The organism is Budvicia aquatica DSM 5075 = ATCC 35567 (assembly GCF_000427805.1).
In the GTDB taxonomy this organism is placed as follows: domain Bacteria; phylum Pseudomonadota; class Gammaproteobacteria; order Enterobacterales; family Enterobacteriaceae; genus Budvicia; species Budvicia aquatica.
This window is the reverse complement of sequence record NZ_ATYS01000001.1, coordinates 300,385-325,489: the sequence shown is the minus strand read 5'-3', so window position 1 is coordinate 325,489 and position 25,105 is coordinate 300,385. Positions and strand designations below refer to the sequence as shown.

At 45.1% G+C, this 25,105-nt stretch carries 20 protein-coding genes, 2 tRNA genes and 1 pseudogene; 11 read left to right on the top strand and 12 right to left on the bottom strand.

Annotated elements, in window-relative coordinates; genetic code table 11:
* Positions 1–121 precede the first annotated feature (121 nt).
* Positions 122–1,138, bottom strand: a complete 1,017-nt coding sequence (pspF, locus tag YWE_RS0101470; RefSeq protein ID WP_029092911.1) for a phage shock protein operon transcriptional activator — start codon at positions 1,136–1,138, stop codon at positions 122–124.
* Positions 1,139–1,333: 195 nt separating this feature from the next.
* Between pspF and pspA the strand changes: the two genes are divergently transcribed.
* From pspA to YWE_RS0101440, 6 genes are all read left to right on the top strand, one after another.
* The gene (gene pspA, locus YWE_RS0101465) at positions 1,334–1,999 is read left to right on the top strand and encodes a phage shock protein PspA (RefSeq protein WP_029092910.1); all 666 of its coding nucleotides are present in this window, start codon (positions 1,334–1,336) and stop codon (positions 1,997–1,999) included.
* A gap of 83 nt (positions 2,000–2,082) precedes the next feature.
* Entirely contained in the window at positions 2,083–2,319 is a 237-nt protein-coding gene (pspB, locus tag YWE_RS0101460; RefSeq protein ID WP_029092909.1) for an envelope stress response membrane protein PspB, read from the top strand.
* Positions 2,319–2,663, top strand: coding sequence for an envelope stress response membrane protein PspC (gene pspC, locus YWE_RS0101455; protein WP_036014637.1), 345 nt, complete (start codon positions 2,319–2,321; stop codon positions 2,661–2,663). The genes pspB and pspC overlap by 1 nt, the downstream gene beginning before the upstream one ends.
* A gap of 121 nt (positions 2,664–2,784) precedes the next feature.
* Positions 2,785–3,009 carry a hypothetical protein gene (locus YWE_RS0101450; RefSeq protein ID WP_029092907.1) on the top strand — a complete coding sequence of 75 codons (225 nt, stop codon included), beginning with the start codon at positions 2,785–2,787 and terminating at the stop codon, positions 3,007–3,009.
* On the top strand, positions 2,990–4,387 hold the full coding sequence (locus tag YWE_RS0101445; RefSeq protein WP_029092906.1) for a YcjX family GTP-binding protein: 1,398 nt from the start codon (positions 2,990–2,992) through the stop codon (positions 4,385–4,387). Before YWE_RS0101450 ends, YWE_RS0101445 begins: the two co-directional genes overlap by 20 nt.
* A complete protein-coding gene (locus YWE_RS0101440) occupies positions 4,384–5,442 on the top strand; it encodes a YcjF family protein (protein ID WP_029092905.1) in 1,059 nt (352 codons plus the stop codon). The genes YWE_RS0101445 and YWE_RS0101440 overlap by 4 nt, the downstream gene beginning before the upstream one ends.
* 94 nt (positions 5,443–5,536) lie before the next feature.
* Here the strand turns inward: YWE_RS0101440 and YWE_RS0101435 are convergent, their stop codons facing one another.
* Positions 5,537–6,805: an O-acetylhomoserine aminocarboxypropyltransferase/cysteine synthase family protein gene (locus YWE_RS0101435; protein WP_029092904.1), complete on the bottom strand. Its 1,269-nt coding sequence runs from the start codon at positions 6,803–6,805 to the stop codon at positions 5,537–5,539.
* A gap of 244 nt (positions 6,806–7,049) precedes the next feature.
* Between YWE_RS0101435 and tyrR the strand changes: the two genes are divergently transcribed.
* On the top strand, positions 7,050–8,633 hold the full coding sequence (tyrR, locus tag YWE_RS0101430) for a transcriptional regulator TyrR (protein ID WP_029092903.1): 1,584 nt from the start codon (positions 7,050–7,052) through the stop codon (positions 8,631–8,633).
* 71 nt (positions 8,634–8,704) lie between these two features.
* On the opposite strand, the gene tpx is transcribed toward tyrR, so the two are convergent.
* On the bottom strand, positions 8,705–9,208 hold the full coding sequence (gene tpx / locus YWE_RS0101425) for a thiol peroxidase (RefSeq protein WP_029092902.1): 504 nt from the start codon (positions 9,206–9,208) through the stop codon (positions 8,705–8,707).
* A gap of 334 nt (positions 9,209–9,542) precedes the next feature.
* Between tpx and YWE_RS26290 the strand changes: the two are divergent.
* A pseudogene (locus YWE_RS26290) lies at positions 9,543–10,457 on the top strand (L,D-transpeptidase family protein); the annotation flags it as partial.
* Between the two features lie 451 nt (positions 10,458–10,908).
* On the opposite strand, the gene YWE_RS0101415 reads toward YWE_RS26290, so the two are convergent.
* The 5 genes from YWE_RS0101415 to YWE_RS0101390 all read right to left on the bottom strand — a co-directional run bounded on the left by YWE_RS0101415 (position 10,909) and on the right by YWE_RS0101390 (position 15,050).
* Positions 10,909–11,118: an LPP leucine zipper domain-containing protein gene (locus tag YWE_RS0101415; RefSeq protein ID WP_029092901.1), complete on the bottom strand. Its 210-nt coding sequence runs from the start codon at positions 11,116–11,118 to the stop codon at positions 10,909–10,911.
* Positions 11,119–11,477: 359 nt separating this feature from the next.
* Positions 11,478–12,890 carry a pyruvate kinase PykF gene (gene pykF / locus YWE_RS0101410; RefSeq protein ID WP_029092900.1) on the bottom strand — a complete coding sequence of 471 codons (1,413 nt, stop codon included), beginning with the start codon at positions 12,888–12,890 and terminating at the stop codon, positions 11,478–11,480.
* A gap of 395 nt (positions 12,891–13,285) precedes the next feature.
* A tRNA-Val gene (locus tag YWE_RS0101400) sits at positions 13,286–13,362 on the bottom strand.
* Positions 13,363–13,394: 32 nt separating this feature from the next.
* A tRNA-Val gene (locus YWE_RS0101395) sits at positions 13,395–13,471 on the bottom strand.
* Positions 13,472–13,676: 205 nt separating this feature from the next.
* Positions 13,677–15,050 (bottom strand): MATE family efflux transporter, encoded by a 1,374-nt coding sequence (locus YWE_RS0101390; RefSeq protein ID WP_029092899.1) that lies wholly within the window; start codon positions 15,048–15,050, stop codon positions 13,677–13,679.
* 272 nt (positions 15,051–15,322) lie between these two features.
* Here YWE_RS0101390 and YWE_RS0101385 point away from each other — a divergent pair, with 272 nt between their 5' ends.
* Positions 15,323–15,937, top strand: a complete 615-nt coding sequence (locus YWE_RS0101385; protein WP_029092898.1) for a riboflavin synthase — start codon at positions 15,323–15,325, stop codon at positions 15,935–15,937.
* A 399-nt stretch (positions 15,938–16,336) separates the two neighbouring features.
* Here the strand turns inward: YWE_RS0101385 and aegA are convergent, their stop codons facing one another.
* On the bottom strand, positions 16,337–18,340 hold the full coding sequence (gene aegA, locus YWE_RS0101380) for a formate-dependent uric acid utilization protein AegA (RefSeq protein WP_029092897.1): 2,004 nt from the start codon (positions 18,338–18,340) through the stop codon (positions 16,337–16,339).
* A 315-nt stretch (positions 18,341–18,655) separates the two neighbouring features.
* Positions 18,656–20,218 carry a YdgA family protein gene (locus YWE_RS0101375; RefSeq protein WP_029092896.1) on the bottom strand — a complete coding sequence of 521 codons (1,563 nt, stop codon included), beginning with the start codon at positions 20,216–20,218 and terminating at the stop codon, positions 18,656–18,658.
* A 299-nt stretch (positions 20,219–20,517) separates the two neighbouring features.
* Here YWE_RS0101375 and fumC point away from each other — a divergent pair, with 299 nt between their 5' ends.
* Positions 20,518–21,915: a class II fumarate hydratase gene (gene fumC / locus YWE_RS0101370; RefSeq protein ID WP_029092895.1), complete on the top strand. Its 1,398-nt coding sequence runs from the start codon at positions 20,518–20,520 to the stop codon at positions 21,913–21,915.
* Positions 21,916–21,970: 55 nt separating this feature from the next.
* Here fumC and YWE_RS30260 read toward each other — a convergent pair whose 3' ends face one another.
* Together YWE_RS30260 and YWE_RS0101360 are read right to left on the bottom strand one after the other, a co-directional pair.
* Positions 21,971–22,102, bottom strand: a complete 132-nt coding sequence (locus tag YWE_RS30260) for a DUF2770 family protein (RefSeq protein WP_036014632.1) — start codon at positions 22,100–22,102, stop codon at positions 21,971–21,973.
* 50 nt (positions 22,103–22,152) lie between these two features.
* Positions 22,153–23,394: an MFS transporter gene (locus tag YWE_RS0101360; RefSeq protein WP_099044346.1), complete on the bottom strand. Its 1,242-nt coding sequence runs from the start codon at positions 23,392–23,394 to the stop codon at positions 22,153–22,155.
* Between the two features lie 388 nt (positions 23,395–23,782).
* On the opposite strand from YWE_RS0101360, the gene mlc reads away from it, so the two are divergent.
* Positions 23,783–25,000, top strand: a complete 1,218-nt coding sequence (gene mlc / locus YWE_RS0101355) for a sugar metabolism global transcriptional regulator Mlc (protein ID WP_029092893.1) — start codon at positions 23,783–23,785, stop codon at positions 24,998–25,000.
* Positions 25,001–25,105 lie beyond the last annotated feature (105 nt).

Below are 25,105 nucleotides of genomic sequence, written 5' to 3'. Positions count from 1 at the left end.
GCTATCGAAATAGAACAAGACAATGATTATACAGGAGTATAGCTAGCATCCCAATCCTTAGCATGGCTTAAGCGAGTATTCCTGAATAAGTTGCCAAACTTTCATCCACATTGAGTAAAACTCAGTCACTATTTTGATTTTTGAATGCCTCAGACTTGCGAAGTATTCCCCGTAGCTGGTGATAACTTAATCCTAATAGCTTTGCCGCCTGACGCTGATTGTACTGCGATTGTTCTAACGCCTTAGCAACCAGGTCATTCTCCCGATCTGAGAGCCACTGTTTTAGATTGACGGGTAAATCCGGTAATACGGATGCCGGGTTGCTCGAGGCGATGGCAGTTAAGTCAGGGGAGGCGCTTAAGCCGGTGCCGGAGAATGGATCAATAATAATATTCTCCAGTAATTCACCGTTATTTCCGTTCCGGTAAACTGAGCGTTCTACCACATTCTTTAATTCACGAATATTACCGGGCCAACTGTAGTTGATTAATGTTTCAACGGCATCCTGAGTAAATCCCTGAAAAACTGAAATCTCAAGCTCTCTGCACATCTGAATAGCAAAATGATTAGCCAATAACATAATATCCTGGCGGCGCTGGCGCAGAGGTGGCAGGTTTATTACGTCGAAGGCCAGGCGGTCTAACAGGTCGGCTCTGAATTTACCGGCCTTTGCCATGGCAGGGAGATCTTCATTAGTCGCGCAAACCAAACGCACATCGACCTGCAATGGTTGAGTTCCGCCTACGCGTTCTAACTGACCATACTCAATGACCCGTAGAAGCTTTTCCTGTACCAGCATCGGGGCATTGGCTAATTCATCTAAAAATAACGTTCCGCCATCAGCCCGTTCAAACCGGCCTAAGTGTCTTTTTTGTGCTCCGGTAAAGGCTCCGGCTTCGTGACCAAATAATTCAGAGTCCAGTAGCGTTTCGCTCAGTGCTGCGCAGTTTAGGGAAATAAAAGGGCCTTGCCAGCGTTTAGATAGGTAGTGAAGGCGATGGGCTATCAGCTCTTTACCGGTTCCCCGTTCACCAATAACCAGAACCGGTTTATTTAGCGGAGCAACCTGCGAGGCCTGTTCAAGGACTTCGATAAAGCTATTGGCTTCACCAAGAAGGTTATCATTGGTATTAGACATGGTAAATTTCGCCACTAGTTGGTTTTTTTAATCACATCATTTTTCATGGGTAAATAGCAAGAAAAATAAAAATTAAATAAAATCAGCATATTATACAATTTTAAAAGTTGGCACGCTTCTTGATATATCTATGGTATCTAACCAAGATGGTACAACAGTCCATCTAACTGATTAATAACTAAAGAGGATATAACCATGGGTATTTTTTCACGCTTTGCCGATATCGTGAATGCCAACATCAGCACTTTATTAGAGAAAGCTGAAGATCCACAAAAAATGGTTCGCCTGATGATTCAGGAAATGGAAGATACATTAGTTGAGATTCGTTCAACATCCGCCCGAGCCTTAGCAGAAAAGAAACAGCTGACCCGTCGTATTGAGCAAGGCGAAGCTCAGCAAATCGACTGGCAGGAAAAAGCGGAACTGGCTTTACGTAAAGATAAAGAAGACCTTGCTCGTGCCGCGCTGATGGAAAAACAAAAAGTAGCTGATTTAGTCACTATCCTAAGCGCTGAGCTGGTGACAATTAATGAAACGCTGGATCGTATGCGTAGCGAAATTGCCGAACTGGAAGCTAAACTGAGTGAAACCCGGGCTCGTCAACAGGCTTTAACTTTACGTCATGAAGCAGCAAGTACCTCTCGTGACGTTCGCCGCCAGCTAGACAGTGGTAAGCTTGATGTAGCAATGGCGCGTTTTGAGCAGTTTGAGCGCCGGATTGACCATATGGAAGCCGAAGGCCAAAGCATTGGTTTAGGCAAAGAGAAAAGCCTGAATCAGCAATTTACTGAGTTAAAAGTTAACGAGCAAATTGATAGTGAGCTGGCTGCACTTAAAGCAAAGATGAACAAAGAAGCCTGATAAGTAATAATAGGCAGATGAAGCCGCTTATTCGCCAGTAACGGATAAGCGGCAGTGAATAAAGATATGAAGAAGGAATATCAATGAGCTGGCTAATGGGGTTACTTGCCATACCGTTAACGTTGTTTGTTGTGTTTATCATCCCTATTTGGTTGTGGATGCACTACCGTAATAAGCAACAAGGTAACGGCGGGCAATTAAATCAGCAGGATATTCAACGCTTAGCAACACTGACTGATGAAGCGCAGCGAATGAAAGCGCGAATTCAGGTACTGGAAGCTATTTTAGATGAAGAGCATCCAAACTGGAGACAACGCTAATGAACAACAAACTGTACCGTATTCCAGAAGAAGGCATGATTAGTGGTGTCTGTGCCGGAATCGCACGTTATTTAGGTCTTCCGGTACTTTTAGTTAGAATCATGGCCGTACTGGCACTATTTTTCGGTTTCTTTTTTATTACCGTGATCGTCTATTTTGTTATGGCATTCGTATTAGATAGTGCTCCGGGAGAAGAAGCGTCATTACACAGCCGGGTCTCCGTTCGGCAAAAAATCAAACAGGCTGAGCTTGATTTAGCTACCAGCGAACAACGCCTTCGCGAATTAGAGCGTTATCTGACCTCAGAAACGTTCCAGGTTGAAAGTCGTTTTCGCCGCCTATAGTTTTAGTTTCAGCTGTACGATCATCAATATCTGATGCAGGGTTCCTTCTTAATGAAGGAACTTGCTTTTGTGTCGGGCAGCGCTCTTTTTAAGAGCTCTCCAAACAGGAGTAATAGAGACCATGAGAAATAAACTACCGGCGTTGATTAGCCCGCTTATAACACTACTATTATTTCTTGGTAAATCTTATGCTCCTGTCTTAGTGTTATCATTCTTACTTAAAAGCACTTTATGGCGACCGGTTCGTTTTCTACTGGTCATCTTTGGTGAACCATTACTCAAAAAGTTATTTGGTTCCATTGCCTATCGCTTAACTAAGGATCCGAATGAAACGATTACAAAATGAAATAGGTTCACTGGTTAACCGCGGTATGGATCGCCATCTGCGCCTCGCGGTTACCGGTTTAAGCCGTAGTGGTAAAACGGCATTTATTACCGCTTTTGTTAATCAGTTACTTAATATCAATAACGGCGCACGGCTACCGTTATTTTCAGCAGTACGGGAAGAACGCCTGCTTGGTGTAAAACGCATTCCTCAAAAAGACTTTGGCATTCCGCGTTTTACTTATGATGAAGGGCTCGCCTCTTTATACGGTACTCCGCCAAGCTGGCCAACGCCAACCCGAGGCGTGAGTGAAATCCAGTTAGCCTTACGTTTTCGTTCTAACGATTCGCTGCTGCGCCACTTCACCAATCACTCCACGCTCTATCTGGAGATTGTTGATTATCCTGGCGAGTGGCTGCTTGATTTACCCATGCTGGAACAAAGCTACCTGGACTGGTCACATCAAATGAACAGCGTCAGGCAAGGTGAAAGGGCCGAATGGGCCAAGCCTTGGCTTGAACTTTGTAAAAAATGTGACCCGTTAGGCCCGATCGATGAAAATATGTTGGCGGCCATTGCTGAGGAGTACAGCAACTATTTAATACGCTGTAAGCAGGAAGGCTTACACTTTATTCAGCCCGGCCGTTTTGTGTTACCCGGAGAGCTCGCCGGTGCGCCGGTATTACAGTTTTTTCCTTGGCCAGAAATTGATGCCAAAAATCAGGCAAAGCTGGCCCAGGCCGACAAAAAAACTAATTTTGGCATGCTGCGCGCCCGCTATAACTATTATTGCCAGCATATTGTAAAGGGATTCTATAAAGATCACTTTATGAAGTTTGATCGGCAAATCGTACTGGTCGACTGTTTACAGCCGCTCAATAATGGCCCTCAGGCCTTCAACGATATGCGTTTAGCCTTAACTCAGTTGATGCAGAGTTTCCATTATGGGCAAAGAACGGTGCTTAGGCGCCTGTTCTCCCCGTGCATTGACAAACTAATGTTTGCCGCCAGTAAAGCTGACCATATTACGCCGGATCAGCACGCTAATCTGGTCTCGTTGTTGCAGCAACTGGTGCACGAAGCCTGGCAAAATGCAGCGTTTGAAGGTATCAGCATGGATTGCGTTGGATTAGCATCCGTTCAGGCGACTGACAGCGGAATTGTTGAGACGCCTAATGGTAAAGTCCCGGCGCTAAAAGGCAGTCGATTGGAAGACGGGGAGCCTTTAACTGTCTACCCCGGAGAGGTGCCGGCGAAACTACTTGAACCGAAATTTTGGCAGCAGCAAGGATTTCATTTCGATGAATTCCGGCCAAAGCCGATGAGCGTTGACTCCCCATTACCTCACATTCGTTTAGACGCGGTAATGGAGTTTTTATTAGGAGATAAACTGCGATGAATCAGCCATTAAAAGGGCGAGTAACATTTGATGAACCATTGATGGAAGAAAAAGACCCGGTATTGCGCAGTAATCAGGTGTTTGATTCGCAACTGGCAGAACAGTTTTACCCTTCAGCACCGGAACTGGAAGAAGAACAGGAAGAGGGGCAAGTTGAAGGAATCATTAACAATGCCCTGCGCCCCAAACGCAGCCTGTGGCGAAAAATGGTGACTTTGGGGTTAGGGCTGTTTGGTCTTAGCGTAGTCGCCCAAGGAATCTATCAGATATCCGCGGCTATTCAGCAGCAGGAATGGATTACATTGGGTGCATACACCGCGGGGGGCATTATTGTGGTTGCCGGTATTGGCTCTGTGGTCAGTGAATGGCGTCGGTTATATCGCCTGCGTGAACGGGCTGAAGAGCGGGATATTGCCCGTGAGTTGCTACAAAGCCACGGATTAGGTAAAGGCCGTGAGTTTTGTGAAAAATTGGCGGTTCAGGCGGGAATAGATCAAAGCCACCCGGCCTTACAGCGCTGGCATGCATCGCTACATGAAACCCAGAATGACCGCGAAGTGGTTGCCCTGTATGCCAAACTGGTACAGCCGGTATTAGACCAACAGGCAAGGCGTGAAATTAGCGGTTCTGCCGCCGAGTCTGCTCTGATGATAGCCGTCAGCCCGCTGGCGATTGTCGACATGGCTTTTATTGCATGGCGAAATATACGCCTGATTAATAGAATTGCCGCAATATATGGTATTCAACTGGGCTACTTTAGCCGCATCCGGCTGTTTAAACTGGTGATGCTGAATATCGCCTTTGCCGGCGCAACCGAGCTGATTCGTGAAGTGGGTATGGACTGGATATCCCAAGATATTACCGCAAGGTTATCGACCCGAGCAGCGCAGGGGATTGGCGCCGGTTTATTAACCGCTCGCTTAGGCATTAAAGCGATGGAGCTATGTCGCCCGCTGCCGTGGATGGAGGGGGATAAACCAAGATTAGGGGATTTCCGCACTCAACTGATTAGTCAGTTGAAGAGTAAATTACCGAAAGGTGAAGCCAGCAAGTAGCTCTTGATATTGAACAGAATGATATTAAACAGAATGATATCAAACAAAAACGTGGCGAGGGAACGCCTCGCCACGGATTAACTCAGGTGGTTATTCAGGCATTCAGTGCCTGCTCTAAATCTTCCAGAATATCTTCAATCGCCTCAATACCGACAGACAACCGGATCATTTCAGGTTTAACACCGGCTACCGCCTGTTCTTCTTCAGACATCTGGCGATGGGTGGTTGATGCCGGATGACAGGCAAGAGATTTAGCATCACCAATGTTGACCAGGCGCTTAAAGATCTTCAGGGCATCATAGAACTTAACGCCGGCCTGATACCCGTCTTTCAGACCAAATGAAAGTAATCCTGACGGCGTTCCTGACATATACTTTTGAGCCAGTTTAAAGTGAGGATGATCGGGTAAACCGGCATAGCTAACCCACGCGACTTTATCGTTCTTCTCCAGATACTCGGCCACTTTCATCGCATTTTCCACATGACGTTCCATGCGCAATGACAGCGTTTCCAGCCCTTGTAATAATAAGAAAGCATTCATTGGCGATAGGGCTGCGCCGCAGTTACGCAGCGGAACCGTGCGGGCTCTGGCAATAAATGCCGCCGGACCGAAGGCTTCGTTATATACCACGCCGTGATAAGCCGGTTCAGGAGTACTAAACATCGGGAAACGGTCTTTATGTTCAGCCCAAGGGAACTTACCTGAATCAACGATGACGCCACCCAGAGAGTTACCGTGTCCGCCAACATATTTAGTAATAGAGTGAACCACAATATCGGCACCAAACTGAATCGGCTTACACAGCACCGGTGATGCAACAGTATTATCAACAATCAGCGGAATACCTCTGGCATGGGCTACGTCAGCCAGAGCCTGCAGGTCTGCAATATTTCCGGCCGGATTCCCAATGCTTTCGCAATAAACCGCTTTAGTATTCTCATCGATCAGTTCTGCGATAGCTTCCGGTGAATCATCCCGGGCAAATTTTACGTTGATGCCTGAACTCGGCAACATATGAGCAAATAGAGTATAGGTTCCGCCATACAGCTGAGGCGTAGTGACGATATTGTCACCGACCTGAGCAATAGTCTGAATTGCATAGGTAATCGCAGCACTTCCTGCTGACACCACCAGCCCGGCAATACCGTCTTCCAAAGCCGCCAGGCGTTTCTCTAAAATGTCATTTGTCGGATTCATTATCCGAGTATAGATATTCCCCGGCACGGCTAAATTAAATAAATCAGCGCCGTGTTGGGCATTGTCAAACTCGTAGGCGACGGTCTGATAAATCGGAACGGCGACAGATTTAGTGGTCGGATCGCATTGAAATCCGTGATGTAGGGCAAGCGTTGCGTCTTTCATTCCATATTCTCTGTTATTTTACTGTTAACGGAACAACCAATATAAGCAATCTTTATTAAGAAAGGGAATAAGCTTGAGCGGATATTTTAAGAACGATATTGAATAAGTTAGATAATTCATGTGTTCAAAGCGTTTTCGTTAAATCTGTCAACTTTTTGTGACAGTGCTCTTCATCTGTTATTCGCTAACGGGTATCATACCGCTAACTATTACCTACCGTACTCATAGAGTAAGGCTATAAACGATGCGTCTTGAAGTTCTGTGCGAAGACCGGTTGGGGCTGACCCGTGAGTTACTCGATTTACTTGTTGCGCGCAATATCGATCTGCGCGGCATTGAAATCGATCTCGCCGGTAAGATTTATCTCAATTTTTCCGCCATTGATTTTGATGCTTTTAGCGCATTAATGGTGAGTATTCGCCGCATTACCGGCGTTACAGACGTTCGTACCGTATCCTATATGCCCTCAGAGCAGCGACTTAGAGCATTACGAGCTTTACTTGAGTCATTGCCGGAACCGGTTATTTCTATCGATTTAAAAGGGCGCATAGAGCTGGCAAACCATGCTGCACTGATGTTATTCGGCATGACAGAAGAAAAAATCCTGACTCAATCGGCATCGACCTTAGTGAGTGGCTATAACTTCCTGCGCCATCTGGAGGGGGATGATATTGTTCCGCACTCTGAGCGGGCGATTGTTCGCGGGCAGGATTACCTGATTGATATTATGCCTATCTATCAGAGTGATGAAAGCAGCGAGCAGCGTGATGTTACCGGTGCGGTTATCGTGCTGAAATCGGCGGCCAGAATAGGGCGCCAGCTGCAAAATAAAAATATGGCGGACAACAACGCGTTTGGCCATATCGTTGCGGTCAGCAGTAAAATGCGTCAGCTCATTGAACAGGCCAATAAGTTGGCCATGCTTGATGCACCGTTATTGATTATCGGCGATACCGGGACCGGTAAAGATGTCCTGGCTCAGGCTAGCCATTTACGCAGTGCCCGTCGTGATAAGCCGTTCTTGGCTATCAGCTGTGCCTCTTTGCCTGATGACGTGGTGGAAAGTGAACTCTATGGTCAGGCTGCCAGCGCTTATCCTAACGTTGTCGAAGCTAAAAAAGGATTTTTTGAACAGGCTAATGGCGGAACGGTCCTGTTGGATAGCATTAGTGAAATGTCACCGACCATGCAATCTAAACTTTTACGCTTTATCAATGACGGTACATTCCGTCGGGTAGGCGAAGATAAAGAAGTGCACGTTGACGTTCGGGTTATTTGCGCCACACAAAAAAGCCTGGTGAACTTAGTTAGCCAGGGACTATTTCGAGAAGATCTCTATTACCGTCTGAATGTGCTGACGTTAAATATTCCACCGCTCAGAGAGCGGGTTCAGGACATCATGCCATTAACCGAGCAATTTATTACGCTGTTTGCCGATCAGTTGGGGGTGCCCAGACCTAAGCTGGCTCCAGAGCTGACCGCATTATTAACCCAGTACGGCTGGCCGGGTAACGTTCGTCAACTAAAGAATGTTCTCTATCGTGGTTTTACTCAGATGGAAGGGAGTGAGCTTCAGGCAAAAGATATTATGCTGCCGGAAATAACCTCAGAAATGATGTTGGGCAACGATATTATGGAAGGCAGCTTGGATGAGATCTGCAAACGCTTTGAAAGCTCCGTTCTGACACAGCTGTACAGTAGCTATCCAAGTACCCGAAAGTTGGCCAAGAGGCTGGGCGTTTCTCATACCGCGATCGCGAATAAACTAAGAGAATATGGGCTAAGCAATGCGCCGAAAAATAGTGAAACGTCAGATAATGAAGTCTAACTAATCCAATTAAGAAGCCGCCGGTGTTTAAAACAAACGTCCGGCGGCTTTTTTATTTTAGCGGCTGGCTATTACTTTAGCGATGCCAGCGCTGCATCATAGTCAGGCTCAGTCGTAATTTCTTTAACTAATTCGCTGTAGATAACCTTATCTTGTTCATCCAACACCACAACCGCACGCGCGGTCAGGCCTTTTAATGGACCGTCTAGCATTTCTACGCCGTAGTCTTTCTTGAAGTCAGTGCCGCGAAAAGTCGACAGAGTGACTACGTTTTCTAAACCCTCTGCGCCACAAAAACGTGCTTGAGCAAAAGGCAGATCGGCAGAGATACAAAGCACAACGGTGTTTTGTATATCACCGGCTAATTGATTAAAGGTTCTTACTGAGGTTGCACATACGCCAGTATCAATACTTGGGAAGATGTTGAGTACTTTGCGTTTTCCTGCATAGTTGCTTAATGAAACATCAGAGAGATCTTTCGCTAACAGCGTGAAAGGTTTGGCGCTTTCACCTGCTTTAGGTAATTGGCCGACGACGGATAATGGATTGCCTTTGAGTTGTACTGTTTGTGTCATGATAAGCTCCGGTAATGTTACTTTTATTTAACAATTGAGTTATCTTAGCTCAACAAGCCAAATTTGGGTATGACAATTATGGTGGTTAACAAAATAAATAAGTCATTATGCGTTATAACAACGCTATTGATTTATAAATCTATTTAGACAAACAGGCTCTGAATAGCACGTAAAAATAGCAATTTGATTATTTTTTATCTGGCAAAGAGTGGTATCTCTGTGTGAAAATTTTGTTTTGTTACAGGATATTGATATTGTAACGGCTAATTACGGGCTCATCTGCTGACAGATAGCCTATAAATTAACTAAAGTTGATGTTATTTAGGAACTCAGCATGAATCGTATGTTTGTACTTTGTAAGGCGATGTTAGCCGTACTATGTCTTGGCAATATGTCTGCCGCACTTGCGACAGAATACCCGTTGCCGCCGTCAAATAGCCGGTTAATTGGCGAAAACAGGGTGCTGATTGTCCCTACTGATGGTCGTTCATTAGAAAAAATTTCTTCCGATTATATGATCGGTCTGATTGGAATGTTACAGGCTAATCCGCAGGTTGACCCGCTGCTACCTAAGCCTGGCTCAGAACTGGTTATTCCGTTGCAAATGATCCTGCCAGATACTCCGCGGGAAGGTATTGTGATTAACCTTTCTGAACTGCGCCTTTACTATTACCCGAAAGGTCAGAATAAAGTGGTGGTCTATCCTATTGGTATCGGCCAGTTAGGGCGTGATACTCCCATTATGGTCACCAGCATTACAGAACGTAAGGCAAATCCAACCTGGACCCCAACCGCCAATATTCGCAAAAATTATTTAGCTGAAGGCATTACGTTGCCGGCAGTGATTCCTGCCGGGCCAGAAAACCCTATGGGACTGTTTGCATTACGTTTAGCCGCAGCGGGCGGCACTTATCTGATTCATGGTACCAATGCTGATTTTGGTATTGGTTTACGCGTGAGCTCTGGCTGTATCCGCTTACGCCCTGATGATATTGAAGCCTTATTTAATACTGTTCCTGTGGGTACCAGAGTGCAGGTGATCAATGAACCGGTTAAAGTAACGGTTGAACCGGATGGTCGACGTTACGTTGAAGTTCACCAACCACTGTCTAAATCAGAGAATGACGATCCGCAAACAAAATCAATTTCTATCAGTAGCTATGTTGATAGTTTTATGAATGAGTCGGTAACTGATGCTGCTAAGGTAAGAGAAGAGATTGCCCGTCGCTCTGGTTTACCGGTGAACGTGAATAAATAAGTAATAGCGTCGTTCTAAAGCACAGTAGAGCCACTCTGCTGTGCTATTTTTTTAAATACCCCATTACCTCTTCTGATTAGCTCACCCAGTCTTTTTTACTTATTTAAATACGCTGTAGCCATTTTATTCCTGCTGGTGGTTAACAAGGGCAAAAATAAGCAGCCAGAACCAAGCCAGTTCATTTCAAATGTGTTGTCCGTAAATATCCAGCTCTATTAATTAGCGCCTTGCTAAGGGCTGTTATACGCTGTTTTATTTCACAAGCGTAAAGACGATATTAATTGCCCGGCTAAGAAAGTTATTTAAGCAGAAGAAAAGAGGGGGTGGTCGAGTGAGTGAGAAGCAGGGAAGGATAATTATCACTGAATGACGATGGGCTAACCGATGTTTAAGGGTAAAAAAAATGGCGCACAGAGTGCGCCATTTTCACTTACCAGAAGAATTACTTCTTGTAAGAACGAGTCATGTTGTCTAAACGCTGGTTTGCACGAGCAGCTTCATCTTTAGCAACTTGTACATCAGAACGTAAAGCAGCAACATCGCTGATCAGTTGAGTCAGCTTGCTGTTAGTAGTTGTATCAGTTTTAGCACAACCTGCTAACAGAGTAGCGCCTAAAATTACTGCACCCAGTACCAGTTTAGTACGGTTCATATTTACACCCTCAATTTGAATTAACTTTTTTGCATGTAGCCAGATAAGTATTACACAAAGTATTTTGGAATGAGAATAATTTTTTAACTTCTTGCCAACTATTTTGCTTATTTGGTTAAAGAATAGTCAAAATGATTTTTTATTTGAAAAAAAAAGGATCTTACGCTAGTTAAAAAGTTCATCAGAAGTGATTTATCGAATATTTGTGATAATCCCCTGAAAATAAAACTGTATTTTTATCCACCATAATAAAAGTTTTTTAGATATAAAAATGGTCAATATATCGAGACGAGCGTTTTTAATATAAAAAAGATAAAAAAAAACGCCGTATAAACGGCGCTTTAACAACCAGTATTATTTTAAACGATATGTACCGATGCGGTATTTGTTGTACCACTGGCGACTAATGCGCCGGTGACCATCACAATCATTTGACCTTTCTGCGCTAAACCGCTGGCTAATGCTGCTTCTTTACCGATGCGATAGAAGTCATCAGTAGAGGCAATTTCTTTAACCAGTTCAGCGGTAACACCTTTGGTTAACACTAACTGACGAGCCGTTGTTTCATTGGTGGTCAGTGCAAGAATGGGGGCAGTAGGGAAGTATTTACGAACGGCTTTAGCCGATTTACCACCTTGGGTCGCTACAACGATCAGAACGGCATCAAGTTTCTCGGCAGTTTCAACCGCGCCACGACAAATTGCTTCGGTGATACGTAATTTACCCGAAGTCGCCAGCGTATCAACACGGCATGGCATCACGCGGTCAGTACGTTCACAGATGGTTGCCATGATGGTTACAGCTTCTAATGGGTATTTACCCTTAGCGCTTTCACCCGATAGCATAACGGCATCCGTTCCGTCCAGAATGGCGTTAGCAACGTCGCCGGCTTCTGCACGGGTAGGGCGTGGGTTTTTAATCATTGAGTCCAGCATTTGAGTTGCTGTGATAACCACTTTACGTGCGCGGTTACATTTCTCAATCATCATCTTCTGAGCAAAGATAACTTCTTCAACCGGGATCTCAACGCCTAAGTCACCACGAGCAACCATGATGCCGTCAGAAGCTTCAAGAATTTCATCAAAGTTATTCAAACCTTCCTGATTTTCAATTTTGGAAATAATTTGAATGTGCTCACCGCCGTGGGCCTTCAGATGTTCACGAATATCTAACACGTCAGAACGCTTACGAATAAATGATGCTGCAACGAAATCGACGTTTTGCTCACAACCAAACACTAAGTCGTTTTTATCTTTTTCAGACAGGGCAGGCAGTTGGATTGAAACGTTTGGCAGGTTGATGCCTTTATTCTCACCCAGGTCACCGCTGTTCAGTACGCGGCAAACAACTTCATTGGCTTTAACCTCGATAACTTGCATACCGATCAAGCCATCATCAACCAGTACAGTATTGCCGACCTGCAGATCGCTGGCGAAGCCGGTGTAAGTTACAGCCACGCGCTCGCTGTTGCCAATAACGCTTTGGTCGGTTGTGAAGGTGAAAGTCTGGCCAACAACTAAAGAGGCATCATTGCCGCCTTCTAGTTTCATGGTACGAATTTCAGGGCCTTTAGTATCCAGCAGGATAGCGGCTTTCTGACCAGTCTTAGCCATAACAGCGCGAAGGTTTTTGATACGCTGACCATGCTCATTGTAATCACCATGAGAAAAGTTCAAACGCATTACGTTCATACCTGCATCAAGCAGTTTACCCAGAACTTCTTCAGATTCAGTTTTTGGACCGATGGTACATACAATTTTGGTTTTTTTCATGATGATAAATTCTACCGATAGTATTGTGTTAGAAGAAAATGATGGCCTGCTGTATCAAGGCTTCAGGCGAGAAAGTATCCGTTTTTTTGTTTCTTTTATTATTGCGAAACATAAACAATCCCGCCAGTTTATAGGCAAGAAACGTCATAACTAATCGAGAACATGAATGCAAAACGGTACAAACATACCTGATTAAACTGACGGACAACTGACTTACTTAACGTGCTGAAACCTTTCACCTGCTATATTTTGCCTATTATAGAGACGAATAGCTATAGAAGAAAATGGATAAATGTTGAAATAATAAGGTAAATAATAGCTGATTTTAGTGAAAACGTACAAAGAGGGCGATTTTAAAAGGAAATTATAAAGAAAATAAAACCAGAAAAGAAGAATGGTGCGCCCTAGTGAACTCGAATCACCGACCTCCACCATGTCAAGGTGGCGCTCTAACCAACTGAGCTAAGGGCGCATACTGTAATCAAACAACAAGAGATTGTTATTTGGTGCGTCCGAGTGGACTCGAACCACCGACCCCCACCATGTCAAGGTGGTGCTCTAACCAACTGAGCTACGGACGCACATACTAACTCGTTACTACCTGACAGCATTAACGATGCGGACGAATATTAACGATGAAGTGCCTAACTGGCAAGGAGAAAAAGAGAATTTCTTGTTACATTAGGTTTAATTGGTGAGGAACTGCACAGCCAGGCTCTTTTTTATTCATATTTTCAGCATCTGGATAAAAATAACCCGGAAACTTGAGGCTTCCGGGCGCGTGTTTTAACGGGATACGCGTTGTAAGATAAGGGCGATAGGTTGTTTTTGTAGCCAGCGCATTCTTGCGATCATCATTGCTGCAGAAGCGGTAAGCCCGATAATAAATCCAATCCAGAAACCGGCGGGGCCCATACGAGGAACGACGATATCCGTCAGGCCAAGCACATAACCGATGGGTAAGCCGATAAGCCAATATGCGGTAAAGGTAATAAAGAATATTGAACGCGTATCTTTATAACCGCGCAAAATGCCACTGCCAATCACCTGAATAGAATCTGAACATTGATAAATAGCGGCAAGCAACATCAGGTGCGTTGCCATCATCACCACCGCCGGACTATCGTTATACATCAGCGCGATTTGGTGGCGAAAGACCACGGTAAATATCGCTGTCATTGATGCCATTGATAGACCAAGAATCAGGCTGGTATAAGACGCCACTCGGGCTTCATCTACTTTATTCTGGCCTAGCTTGAAGCCAACGCGAATAGAAGCCGCGACGCCCAGCGCCAGCGGCAAAACGAAGACCAGACTACTGAAGCTCAGGGCTATCTGATGGCCGGCGACGGACACCACGCCTAGCGGTGACACTAACAGCGCCACCACGGCAAACAGCGTGACTTCAAAAAACAGGGCCAATGCGACCGGAAGGCCCAGGCCGGTTAAGCGTTTTAAGGTTGGCCAATATGGCATTTCAAATTTCTTATGGGCGTTAATATCTTTTTGCGATGCCGCAGAACCCACATAGATTTTGATACAGCAAAACATAAGCCAATACACTAAGGCCGCAGCAACGCCGCAGCCTACGCCACCCATGGCCGGAAATCCGAGCTTGCCGTGGATTAAAACATAGTTAATAGGAATATTGACTAACAGCGCAATAAACCCAATGACCATGCTGGGTTTCGTCTTTGATAAACCATCGCACTGGCTTCTAAAAACCTGAAAAAACAGATAGCCGGGCGCGCCCCACATAATGGCCTGTAAATAACGAATAGTAATATCGGCCAGCTTAGGGTCGATACCCTGCATATGTTCAATAATTAAATGACTGTTGTATAACACCGTCATCACCAACAGTGAGATCGCCGATGCCAGCCAAAAAGACTGACGTACCTGATGGGCAATATTACTGCGATGGCCGGAACCATTTAATTGAGCAACAATGGGCGTTAATGCCATAAGCAGCCCCTGACCGAATAAAATGGTTGGCAGCCAAATAGAGGTGCCGACTGCGACTGCGGCCATATCGGTCGGGCTAACGCCGCCGGCCATAATGGTGTCGACAACGCCGATAGCGGTCTGGGAAAACTGAGCAATAATAACCGGAATAGCTAAAGCTAACAGGCTACGCGCTTCATTAATATACTTCTGCACGCAATACCTTCTGTATGATTTTGAAAATGAAAAATTCCTCTCGGAACAAAAGCAAGAGTCAATAAAAAGAGTTGGTGATTTGGATTGTACCGATTCACCCTGTGTAATCCAACCTATACAATAAATGAAATTATTCTTGTCATTCATTTTCGGAAAGTAGCAAGATAGAATTATTGCTAACCGGAGAAAAACTGGATTTGGTTTTTAGCGCGAATTGCGTCACACTTCCGGCTATTACAGGTTTTATTCAATTAGTTACTGAGGTTAATCGAATGTTTACCGGAATCGTTCAGGGTACTGTCGCTGTTGTTGCCATTGATGAAAAATCAAACTTTCGTACCCATAAAGTGAAATTCCCATCAGAGTTATTGCCTGACTTAGAGCTTGGTGCTTCAGTTGCCCACAACGGTTGTTGCCTGACAGTGACGAAAGTTGAAGGTGATATCGTCAGCTTTGACCTGATGAAAGAGACGCTCAGAATTACCAATCTTGGCAACGTTAAAGTTGGCGACCAGGTTAACATCGAACGAGCGGCTAAATTTAACGATGAAATTGGCGGGCACCTGATGTCGGGCCATATTATCTGTATGGCTGAAATCGTAAAAATACTGACCTCAGAAAACAATCGCCAGATCTGGTTTAAAATGCCTGATGATCTGATGAAATACGTTTTACATAAGGGTTTTATCGGTATTGATGGTATCAGTTTAACCATCGGCGAGGTCACCAAAGGGCGTTTTTGCGTGCACCTGATACCAGAAACCCTAGAAAGAACCACTCTGGGTACTAAACGTTTAGGGGATAAAGTTAATATCGAAATTGATCCTCAGACTCAGGCTATTGTTGATACCGTTGAGCGGGTTTTGGCGAGCCGGTCGATTATTTGATACCAAGGTTAGTTTGGTCTGCGAGATAAATGTCGAAATATTACTTTTTCTAGTCACTGAAGAGTGATGGTTGTGAATTAAAAGGGCTTATATTAACTATAAGCCCTCAGACTGCTGACAAACCCCAATGATTAAAATATATGTCTTAAAAGTGAACAATCAGAGGGAGAGAATTCGTTCCCTACGTTTTTGTCCGTTGGGGTCGTAGCTGCATGAGCAGCCGGAGCGCCCCTTGTACTCAAAATATCGCCCCTTGGCCGCTGGGAAAAATGTATATTCCGATGCCGATTATGCGGACGAAATCTACGCTGAGATCAAATTAAGCTACTTTGTCAGCACGCTAAGGGCTTATATATTGACTAATAAGCCCTTGTCGTTTCTACCAATTACAATAAACGCTTATGACACTTGCTCTAACGGTGGTTGGCTGCTGTCCATATCTGTCAGATATTGTACGATGCTGTTAGCGGCTTTACGTCCATCCGCGATAGCGGTAACCACTAAGTCAGCTCCGCGAACCACATCACCACCGGCGAAAATTTTCGGATTGCTGGTCTGGCATGCGTAATGCTTCATATGAGGCGCTACAATCACGCCGTAGTTATCCAGTTCAACGCCGACGTTAGCGAGCCATGGCATAGCATGCGGGCGGAATCCAAAAGCCATGACCACGGCGTCTGCCGCTAATACAAACTCTGAGCCTTTGATAATCTCTGCCCGACGCCGACCGGCCGCATCCGCTTCACCCATTTCTGTTCTGACTAGCTTGATGCCGCTTACGTGACCAGAATCATTAAGTTCTAAGCAAATTGGCTGAACGTTAAACATAAATTCAACGCCTTCTTCTCGCGCATTATTGACTTCTTTTTTGGAGCCCGGCATGTTGGCTTCATCACGCCGATAGGCGCAGGTAACCTCTGTTGCGCCTTGGCGAATAGAGGTGCGTAAGCAGTCCATTGCGGTATCTCCGCCGCCTAAGACCACCACGCGTTTACCCGACATATCAATATAAGGCTCTTCTTTTAACTCCGGCAGATGCATTACTTTCTTGGTGTTGGCAATCAGGAATGGAAGGGCGTCGTATACGCCCGGCGCATCTTCGTTATCTAAGCCGGCGCGCATAGATTGATAGGTGCCAACGCCAATAAATACCGCATCGAATTCTGCTAATACCGATTCAAAAGCGATGTCTTTGCCAATTTCGGTGTTTAAACGAAACTCAATGCCCATGTCGGTAAACACTTCACGACGATGAACCATGACCTCTTTTTCTAACTTAAAGGATGGAATACCGAAGGTCAGCATCCCGCCAATTTCCGGATGACGATCAAATACCACCGCGCTGATGCCCCGGCGGGCAAGAATATCAGCACAGGCCAGTCCGGCAGGCCCGGCCCCCACAATGGCGACGCGTTTACCTAAGGACTCCACATGAGAAATATTCGGGCGCCAGCCCATTTCAAACGCGGTGTCGGTAATGTAGCGCTCAATGTTTCCGACGGTCACTCCGCCTAGTTTACCCAGCGTACAGCTGCCTTCACATAAGCGATCCTGAGGGCAAACCCGGCCACAGATTTCAGGCAGGCTACTGGTCTGATGGGATAATTCAGCCGCTTCAATAATTTTTCCCTGCTTAGCCAACGCTATCCAGTGAGGGATTCGGTTATGTAGCGGGCAAGTCCACTCGCAGAAAGCATGATCTCCGCAAGAGATACAGCGATCGCCTTGGTTCTCTACTTGCTGAGGGGTGAAACGCTTATATATTTCAACAAACTCAGTTTTGCGCACGGGAAGGGCTTTCTTGGTTGCATCACCGCGGGGAACGATAACCTTACCGGCCAGTGAGTTGGTCATCGGCTTTGGCGCAATTTCTTCTGGATGAGCGCTACTTTGTGGATCTTCTCTCAGGGCCGCATTTAAGCGCTTTTGCTGCTGACGCTCTTGTAAATATTCCTGACTAACCAGCTTAAGTGCCTTAGTCGGGCAAGCTGATACACAGGCCGGACTTTTGGCATCACTGGCACACAGGTCACATTTATGTGCCGTGGTGCGGGTCTGGGCGCTACCTGCAAAAGTAATGGCTTCTTCAACCATACTGATTGCGCCAAAAGGACAGGCGAGTACGCAAGTTTTACAACCAATACATTTTTCTTTAGTTAACTTGATACTGTCATTTTCATGAGTTAAGGCGTTACTCGGGCATACTTGAACGCAGGGGGCATCTTCACAATGGCGGCAGGTTACTGCGGTTCTGACACTTGCCGTTTTTATTACTTTTATTCTTGGCATGTACAGTTCTGGCAGTTCCGGGTGCTTTCCATGATTGTGCGTCATTGCACATACCACTTCACAAACTCGACAGCCGATACAATCTTTGGCATCAGCAATTACAAACCGGTTCATAAAATACTTCCTGTGATATATCCGCCGCTGACGGATTAGGTAATTTATAAGGGATAGTCATTACTTTTATTATGGTTATGCTGTTTATCACAGTTAGCGTCACAAGGACAATAGTGAAAATGCTTGAAATTATTAAGCAAAAACCACAAAAATATTATGGTTAATTTGGTAATCGGAGAGGGTATTGAATTGATTAACTAGGAGAAAATAATTAAAACCATTAAAAATATAGCTTTGCTGATACGTTTCCGCTCGAGGTGAATTATTTCGAACGGAAACGTTTTAATATCGCTGATAGATTATTATCTGAGCGATTTACTCGCCGGACATTCCCGTTTCTAAAATATTCAGGAACTGAGCAAACGGCATTTTTTGCCCGTTAAGATCGATAATTCCGTCGGCATAATTGAAAGTACCGACCAAATTATCATCCTGTACAGTCAGCGTTTGCATCGAGGTACCTATCATCATCAGCTCTTGTACCATGCTTTCAGCGGCAGCCTGAGCCTGTTCAGCATCCATACCGTCAAAAACTTGGTTATTAATTTGTGCTTGTTCAATAAGCATCGGCATCGACAGGCGAGTGCTACTGCTAAACTGTTTGATCAACTGCGCAGCCAATTCACCCGGCTCTTCAAATTCCAGTGAGTCAGGGCGCTTTAAGGTCAATGACATATCTAACTGACTTTCACCTTTAGCATTTTTCCAAGTAAACGGAGAAATACTGACAGTCGGATTAGCATCAAGGAATGTCATTAAATGGGTCATCAGTTGCTCGTTACCCATAGCCATTTCAGGGGAGCCACCGATAGCTGAGCCAAGCAATAGCGTCGATATTTGCTCGGAGTTATTGTTAATGTAACGTAGGGTATTACCGTCGAACTGGTTAAGTTTCAACATCAGCCGGCCAGAACCCATCTCTTTATTCGCCATGGTAATGTTACCCACGGTGGTATCGAGAGTCTGATTGATATTTTTATCATCTTCCTCAACGTTACTCACCATCGTTACATCACCGATAGATAGCTGAGTTTGACCGTTAACTTCCTGAGTAAAGCTTTTTAGCTTTATACCACCTAAGCCGACATTCATATCAAACTTGCCGGTTTTAACATTACCGGTTAACTCGATATCTTTTGCGGTATAACGCTCTTTAACGCTCTCTTCATTGGTGGTGTTGACGATAAACTCACCGAAAACCGCTTTTGAATTCATGATGTTGGTGACGTTATCAAGGCTGCCATCAAAGTCAAATTTGTTGATATTTAATGATGTGCCTGATTCCGTTAACTCAAACGGCGTCATTGTAAAACTAAAGGTGTTTTTATCCTTTGCAACCACGGCAGTACCGTTAAAGGTAATTCCACTGAATTTTAATGCATTAACCGCGTCAGCTTCACTCTTATCTTCCATTGGCGCTATCGCTAAGGTAATGGCAGAAGAACCGTCATAAGAAGAGAGAACGTCAAGGGTTAGCGGTGACTTGTCTGCGCTTAACTTAAATAAGTCTTTTGTTGATTCCGTATTGACCAACGCCACCTGCGAGTAAGCTAATTTTGGTGCGAGGCTAAATTTTGCCAATGGGAATGGGCCATGGCTAATATTTTGATTAACGGTTACCTGTTCTTTAACTGACGGGGAGAGAACGATATCAACAGCGTAAGTCACTTGCGATGAAAAAACGCCACGCTGATATTGAGCGATCGTCAGGCTGGTATCAGCTTTGGGGAAATGCTTTTTAATCTGTGCCTGAGCATCAGCAAGGCGCTCAGTCAATTGAGTTTCAACTAACTTGCCTGTATACCATGATGCACCAACCCAGGCTCCGCCCAGTACAGCCAGCACGCTAACAGCGACGATCGTTTTTTTCATAGCCATGTTCAATCCTATTTTCTATAACACGCAGTTCATGATAACAAAGGGTTTACTTCAATTTGTCCGCAGCGTAACACAGTTAACCATTAGCTTAAATAAAGGCATTTTGTCATACATTATAACCATATCCGACATCGAACCCATTTGATGGTAATCTTAATGAGTCTTATCTGCAGTAACATCGCGGTAAATACTGTTCTATCACAAAATGATTATGTTCATTATGACAAAATATTAAGACTGTATTTAATTAGTTAAGTTGTATTCCGAATATCTTTATTTATCAGATTCAGGAGAAAGTGATGGTTAGCATGCGTATAGAGAAAGATTCAATGGGCCCGATCGAAGTGCCTGAAAACAGCCTGTGGGGTGCTCAGACTCAACGTTCCCTTGAACATTTTCGTATTTCTGAAGAAAAAATGCCAAAGGCATTAATTCACGCGTTAGCTCAGGTTAAACGCGCAGCGGCAACGGTCAATATGCAACTGGGGTTACTGGATTCGACTAAAGGTAATGCCATCATTAGTGCGGCGGACGAAGTGTTGTCTGATAAGCATAGTAATGAATTTCCACTCTCTATTTGGCAAACCGGTTCCGGTACTCAGACCAATATGAATATCAATGAGGTGCTGGCTAACAGGGCCAGTGAAATCCTTGGTGGAAAACGCGGTAATGAGCGGCTGGTTCATCCGAATGATGACGTCAATAAAAGCCAAAGTTCTAACGATGTTTTCCCTACCGGAATGCACGTTGCTGCGGTAACGGCGATTTATATCCATCTGTTACCTGAATTGAAGGCATTACATAAAACGTTAGCCGATAAGGCCGAAGCTTATCGTGATATCGTTAAAATCGGCCGCACGCATTTACAAGATGCAACGCCGCTAACGCTGGGGCAGGAGATTTCGGGGTGGGCAGCAATGCTGGCTTATAACATCAAACATATTGAAGATGTTATCCCGCACCTTAGTGAACTGGCATTGGGTGGAACGGCGGTAGGAACCGGGCTCAACACCCACCCTGAATATGCAGTACGAGTCGCTAAAGAGTTGGCGTCACTGACCGGGTTGCCTTTTGTAACATCCCCCAACAAATTTGAAGCACTGGCGACCTGCGACGCCTTAGTTCATGCCCATGGCGCCCTCAAAGGCTTAGCCGCATCGCTGATGAAAATTGCTAATGACGTCCGCTGGCTTTCTTCCGGTCCGCGCTGTGGCATCGGTGAAATATCGATTCCTGAAAATGAGCCGGGAAGTTCAATTATGCCGGGCAAAGTTAACCCGACCCAGTGCGAAGCCGTAACCATGCTGTGCGCACAGGTGATGGGTAATGATGTTGCGGTCAATATCGGCGGCGCATCGGGCAATTTTGAGCTTAACGTTTATCGGCCAATGATTATTGATAACTTCTTACAGTCAGTTCGTTTGTTAGCGGATGGCATGAACAGTTTTAATAAACATTGTGCCGTCGGCATTGAGCCTAATCGCGATCGTATCAGCCAGTTATTAAATGAATCGCTGATGTTAGTCACGGCGCTAAATACTCATATTGGCTATGACAAGTCGGCGGAGATTGCTAAAAAAGCCCACAAAGAAGGGCTGACCTTAAAAGCATCAGCGCTCAAGCTAGGGCATCTGACAGAGGCTGAGTTTGATGAATGGGTCAGGCCGGAAGAGATGGTCGGCAGTATGAAGAAGTAATTATATTGATTGATAGTCAAAGGCGCCTAACTGGGCGCCTTTTTTACGGGGTAGATCAATAATACCAAATATAAAAAATATCCAGCGCCAGAACGATTAGCCATATCACAATATAAATCATCAAGTGCTGACGAACGTTATGTACCACCATGTCAAACACGCGGGCAAACGGATTCTTCTTATTCACGTCAATAGATCCTTTCATAATGGCCGGATGGATAGTTATATGATTCTGGTTCAGGCCTTAATACCGGAGGCTTCCGGTAAGCGAGCCAAATAACGGCCAATAAACAGGGCACAGATTAACATAGCCGCAAGGAACACCGCTAAACCATTCCAACCATAGTTATGCCAAAAGAATCCGCCTAAGGTGCCTGCAATGCTGGACCCGACATAATAGAAGAACAGATAGAGCGCAGAAGCCTGGCCTTTTGCCCGTTTTGCCCGTTTGCCTATCCAACTGCTGGCTACCGAATGAGCAGCAAAGAACCCGGTGGTAAACAGCATCATACCGACAAAAACCAGCCAAATTGAAGAAAATACGCTGATAAGCACGCCTGTCAGCATCAGTCCGATAGACCATAATAGAACCGGGCCACGACCAAATTTTTGGGTCATTATGCCTGCTTTCGGTGAACTATAGGTTCCGGTCAGATAAACCAGTGACAATATGCCAACCAATGCTTGGCTAAGGAAATAGGGGGTTTCCATTAAACGGTAACCAATATAGTTAAATAAGGTTACAAAACTTCCCATCAGTAAAAAGCCCATGGCAAACAATAGCGGTAAGCCGCGATCGTGCCAGTGTAGATGGAAGTTAATCAGCAATGTTCTTGGCCTGAGAGATGATGGCCGAAAGTGGTTTGAATCGGGCAGTATTCGCCAGAATATAATGGCTGCGATCAGTGAGATAACACCAATACCACCGAGGGTAACGCGCCATGAAAAGAAATCAGTGATAACACCGCTGAGTAACCGACCGCTCATTCCGCCGATAGAATTACCACTGATATAAAGGCCCATGGCAAAGGCGACGTACATTGGGTCAATTTCTTCACTAAGATAAGTCATGGCGACGGCGGCAACGCCACTAAGCGCTAAGCCAACCAGCGCCCTCATGATTAAAATTCCTTGCCAACTGGTGGTCAACGAGCTGGCAATGGTCAGGGTAGCGGCTAATATCAAGGCGATAACCATCACCGGCTTGCGCCCGACCGCATCAGATATTGGTCCGGTAAATAACAAACCCACTGCCAGCATCGCCGTCGCGACCGAGAGTGATAAGCTGCTGCTTGCCGGAGATATATTAAAATCCTGAGACAAAACCGGAAGTATCGGTTGAACGCAATACAATAGCGCAAAGGTCGCCAGACCGGCAGAGAACAGGGCTAATGTCACTCGGGTAAACTCGGCAGTACCCCGAACAATAAACGGTGAGCGCACCTTACCCGGCTTAACCGTCTGAGGGGGATCCGAGATCGGATCTGCTTCAGGTGGTATTGGGTCTGATGAGTTCAAACTGTCGGGCTTAGGCGGTATCACTAGATATCCTTAGTCAGGAAAGATAATATTATACAATTAGCCCCACGCATTGGCGACAAGCTATTGTTGCTAAACGATAATCCAAAACGATGAACTGCGTTAAGTACAACGTGCCTATTTTGGGTATCGGATCGATTAAGCACGGGAATTTATTGGCAAACGGATCAAACAGTTGACGTAGAGAAATAAAACCGACACCCTATGCGTCAACTCTCTGTTATCTGTACTAATATTGGTTTATTTATACGCTATCTTGTGGTGTATAAATTCCGGTAACATGGTTGTTTATAAGTTTATTTCATCCAGATGTAAACAGGAGCTAAGTGTGAACAGAGAAGGGCAACCGGGGCATATTGACCATATCAAGCAGACCAATACGGGTGCTGTATATCGGTTAATCGACCTATATGGTCCTATTTCTCGTATCGAACTCTCCAAAGTATCTAATTTAGCGCCGGCCAGCATCACTAAAATTGTGCGCGAACTGTATGATGCTCATCTGGTAAAAGAGACTGAGTTTAATGACGTTGCCAGCCGAGGGCGACCTGCGGTTGGCGTTGAGCTGGATACGCATGCCTGGCATTATCTGACAGCCCGTATTCATAATGGCTATCTTACTCTGGCCTTAAGAGATCTGAGCAATCTGATCATCGTTGAAGAACAAATTGATCTTCCCATTGATCATAGTTCCCCTTGGCTGGATCGCATTATTTATCAGATTGAATCCTTCTTTACTCGCCACCAAAACCGGCTCGAAAGATTAACGGCTATCGCGATAACCTTGCCCGGAATTATTGATGCGACCAAAGGCATTGTGCATAAAATGCCTTTCTATAATGAAGAAAACGTTCCTCTTGGCCCAAGGCTTCGCCAACGCACCGGGTTACCGGTGTTTGTTCAGCAAGATGTATGCGCATGGACGATGAGTGAAGCGCTCTATGGTGCCTCTCAGGGCTGCCAGAATGTCATTCAGATTGTTATTGATGACGTTGTCGGTGCTTCCGTTATTAGTGCCGGTAGGGTGCTGCATATTGACTCCAGCAGCCGGATCGAAATTGGCCATACTCAAGTCGATCCTCAAGGGAAGCCATGCTACTGCGGCAATCATGGCTGTCTTGAAACCATTGCCAGTACCGGCAGTATTCTTGAACGGGTTAGCCAGCAATTGAGTTTATACCCTGAGTCACTGATGAATTATCGTCCGGTAACCATTGAAAACCTATGTGATGCCGCGAATAAGGGTGACGTACTGGCTCGAAAAATCATTGATCATGTAGGGACTAACGTGGGCAAAATAGTGGCCGTTATGGTCAATATATTTAATCCGGAAAAAATCCTGATTGGCTCCCCGTTAAATGCGGCTGCTAGTATTCTCTACCCAACGATTGAAAAATGTATCCACCAACAATCCCTTCCTCAATACAGCAGTCATATCCATATAGTTCCGACTAAGTTCATGAATAAAGGAACGATTCCCGGTGCTGCGCTGGTGAAAATGGCCCTCTATAACGGCTCACTTTTAGTTAAATTACTTCAGGGATAGTCCGTTTTATCCCTTCTTTGCGCATAAATACCCAGTAAGTAGTATAACGCTTTGTTTTTAAGAATTTTATTTAGCTGTTTTAGTAAAAATTGAGCTAACGCAATC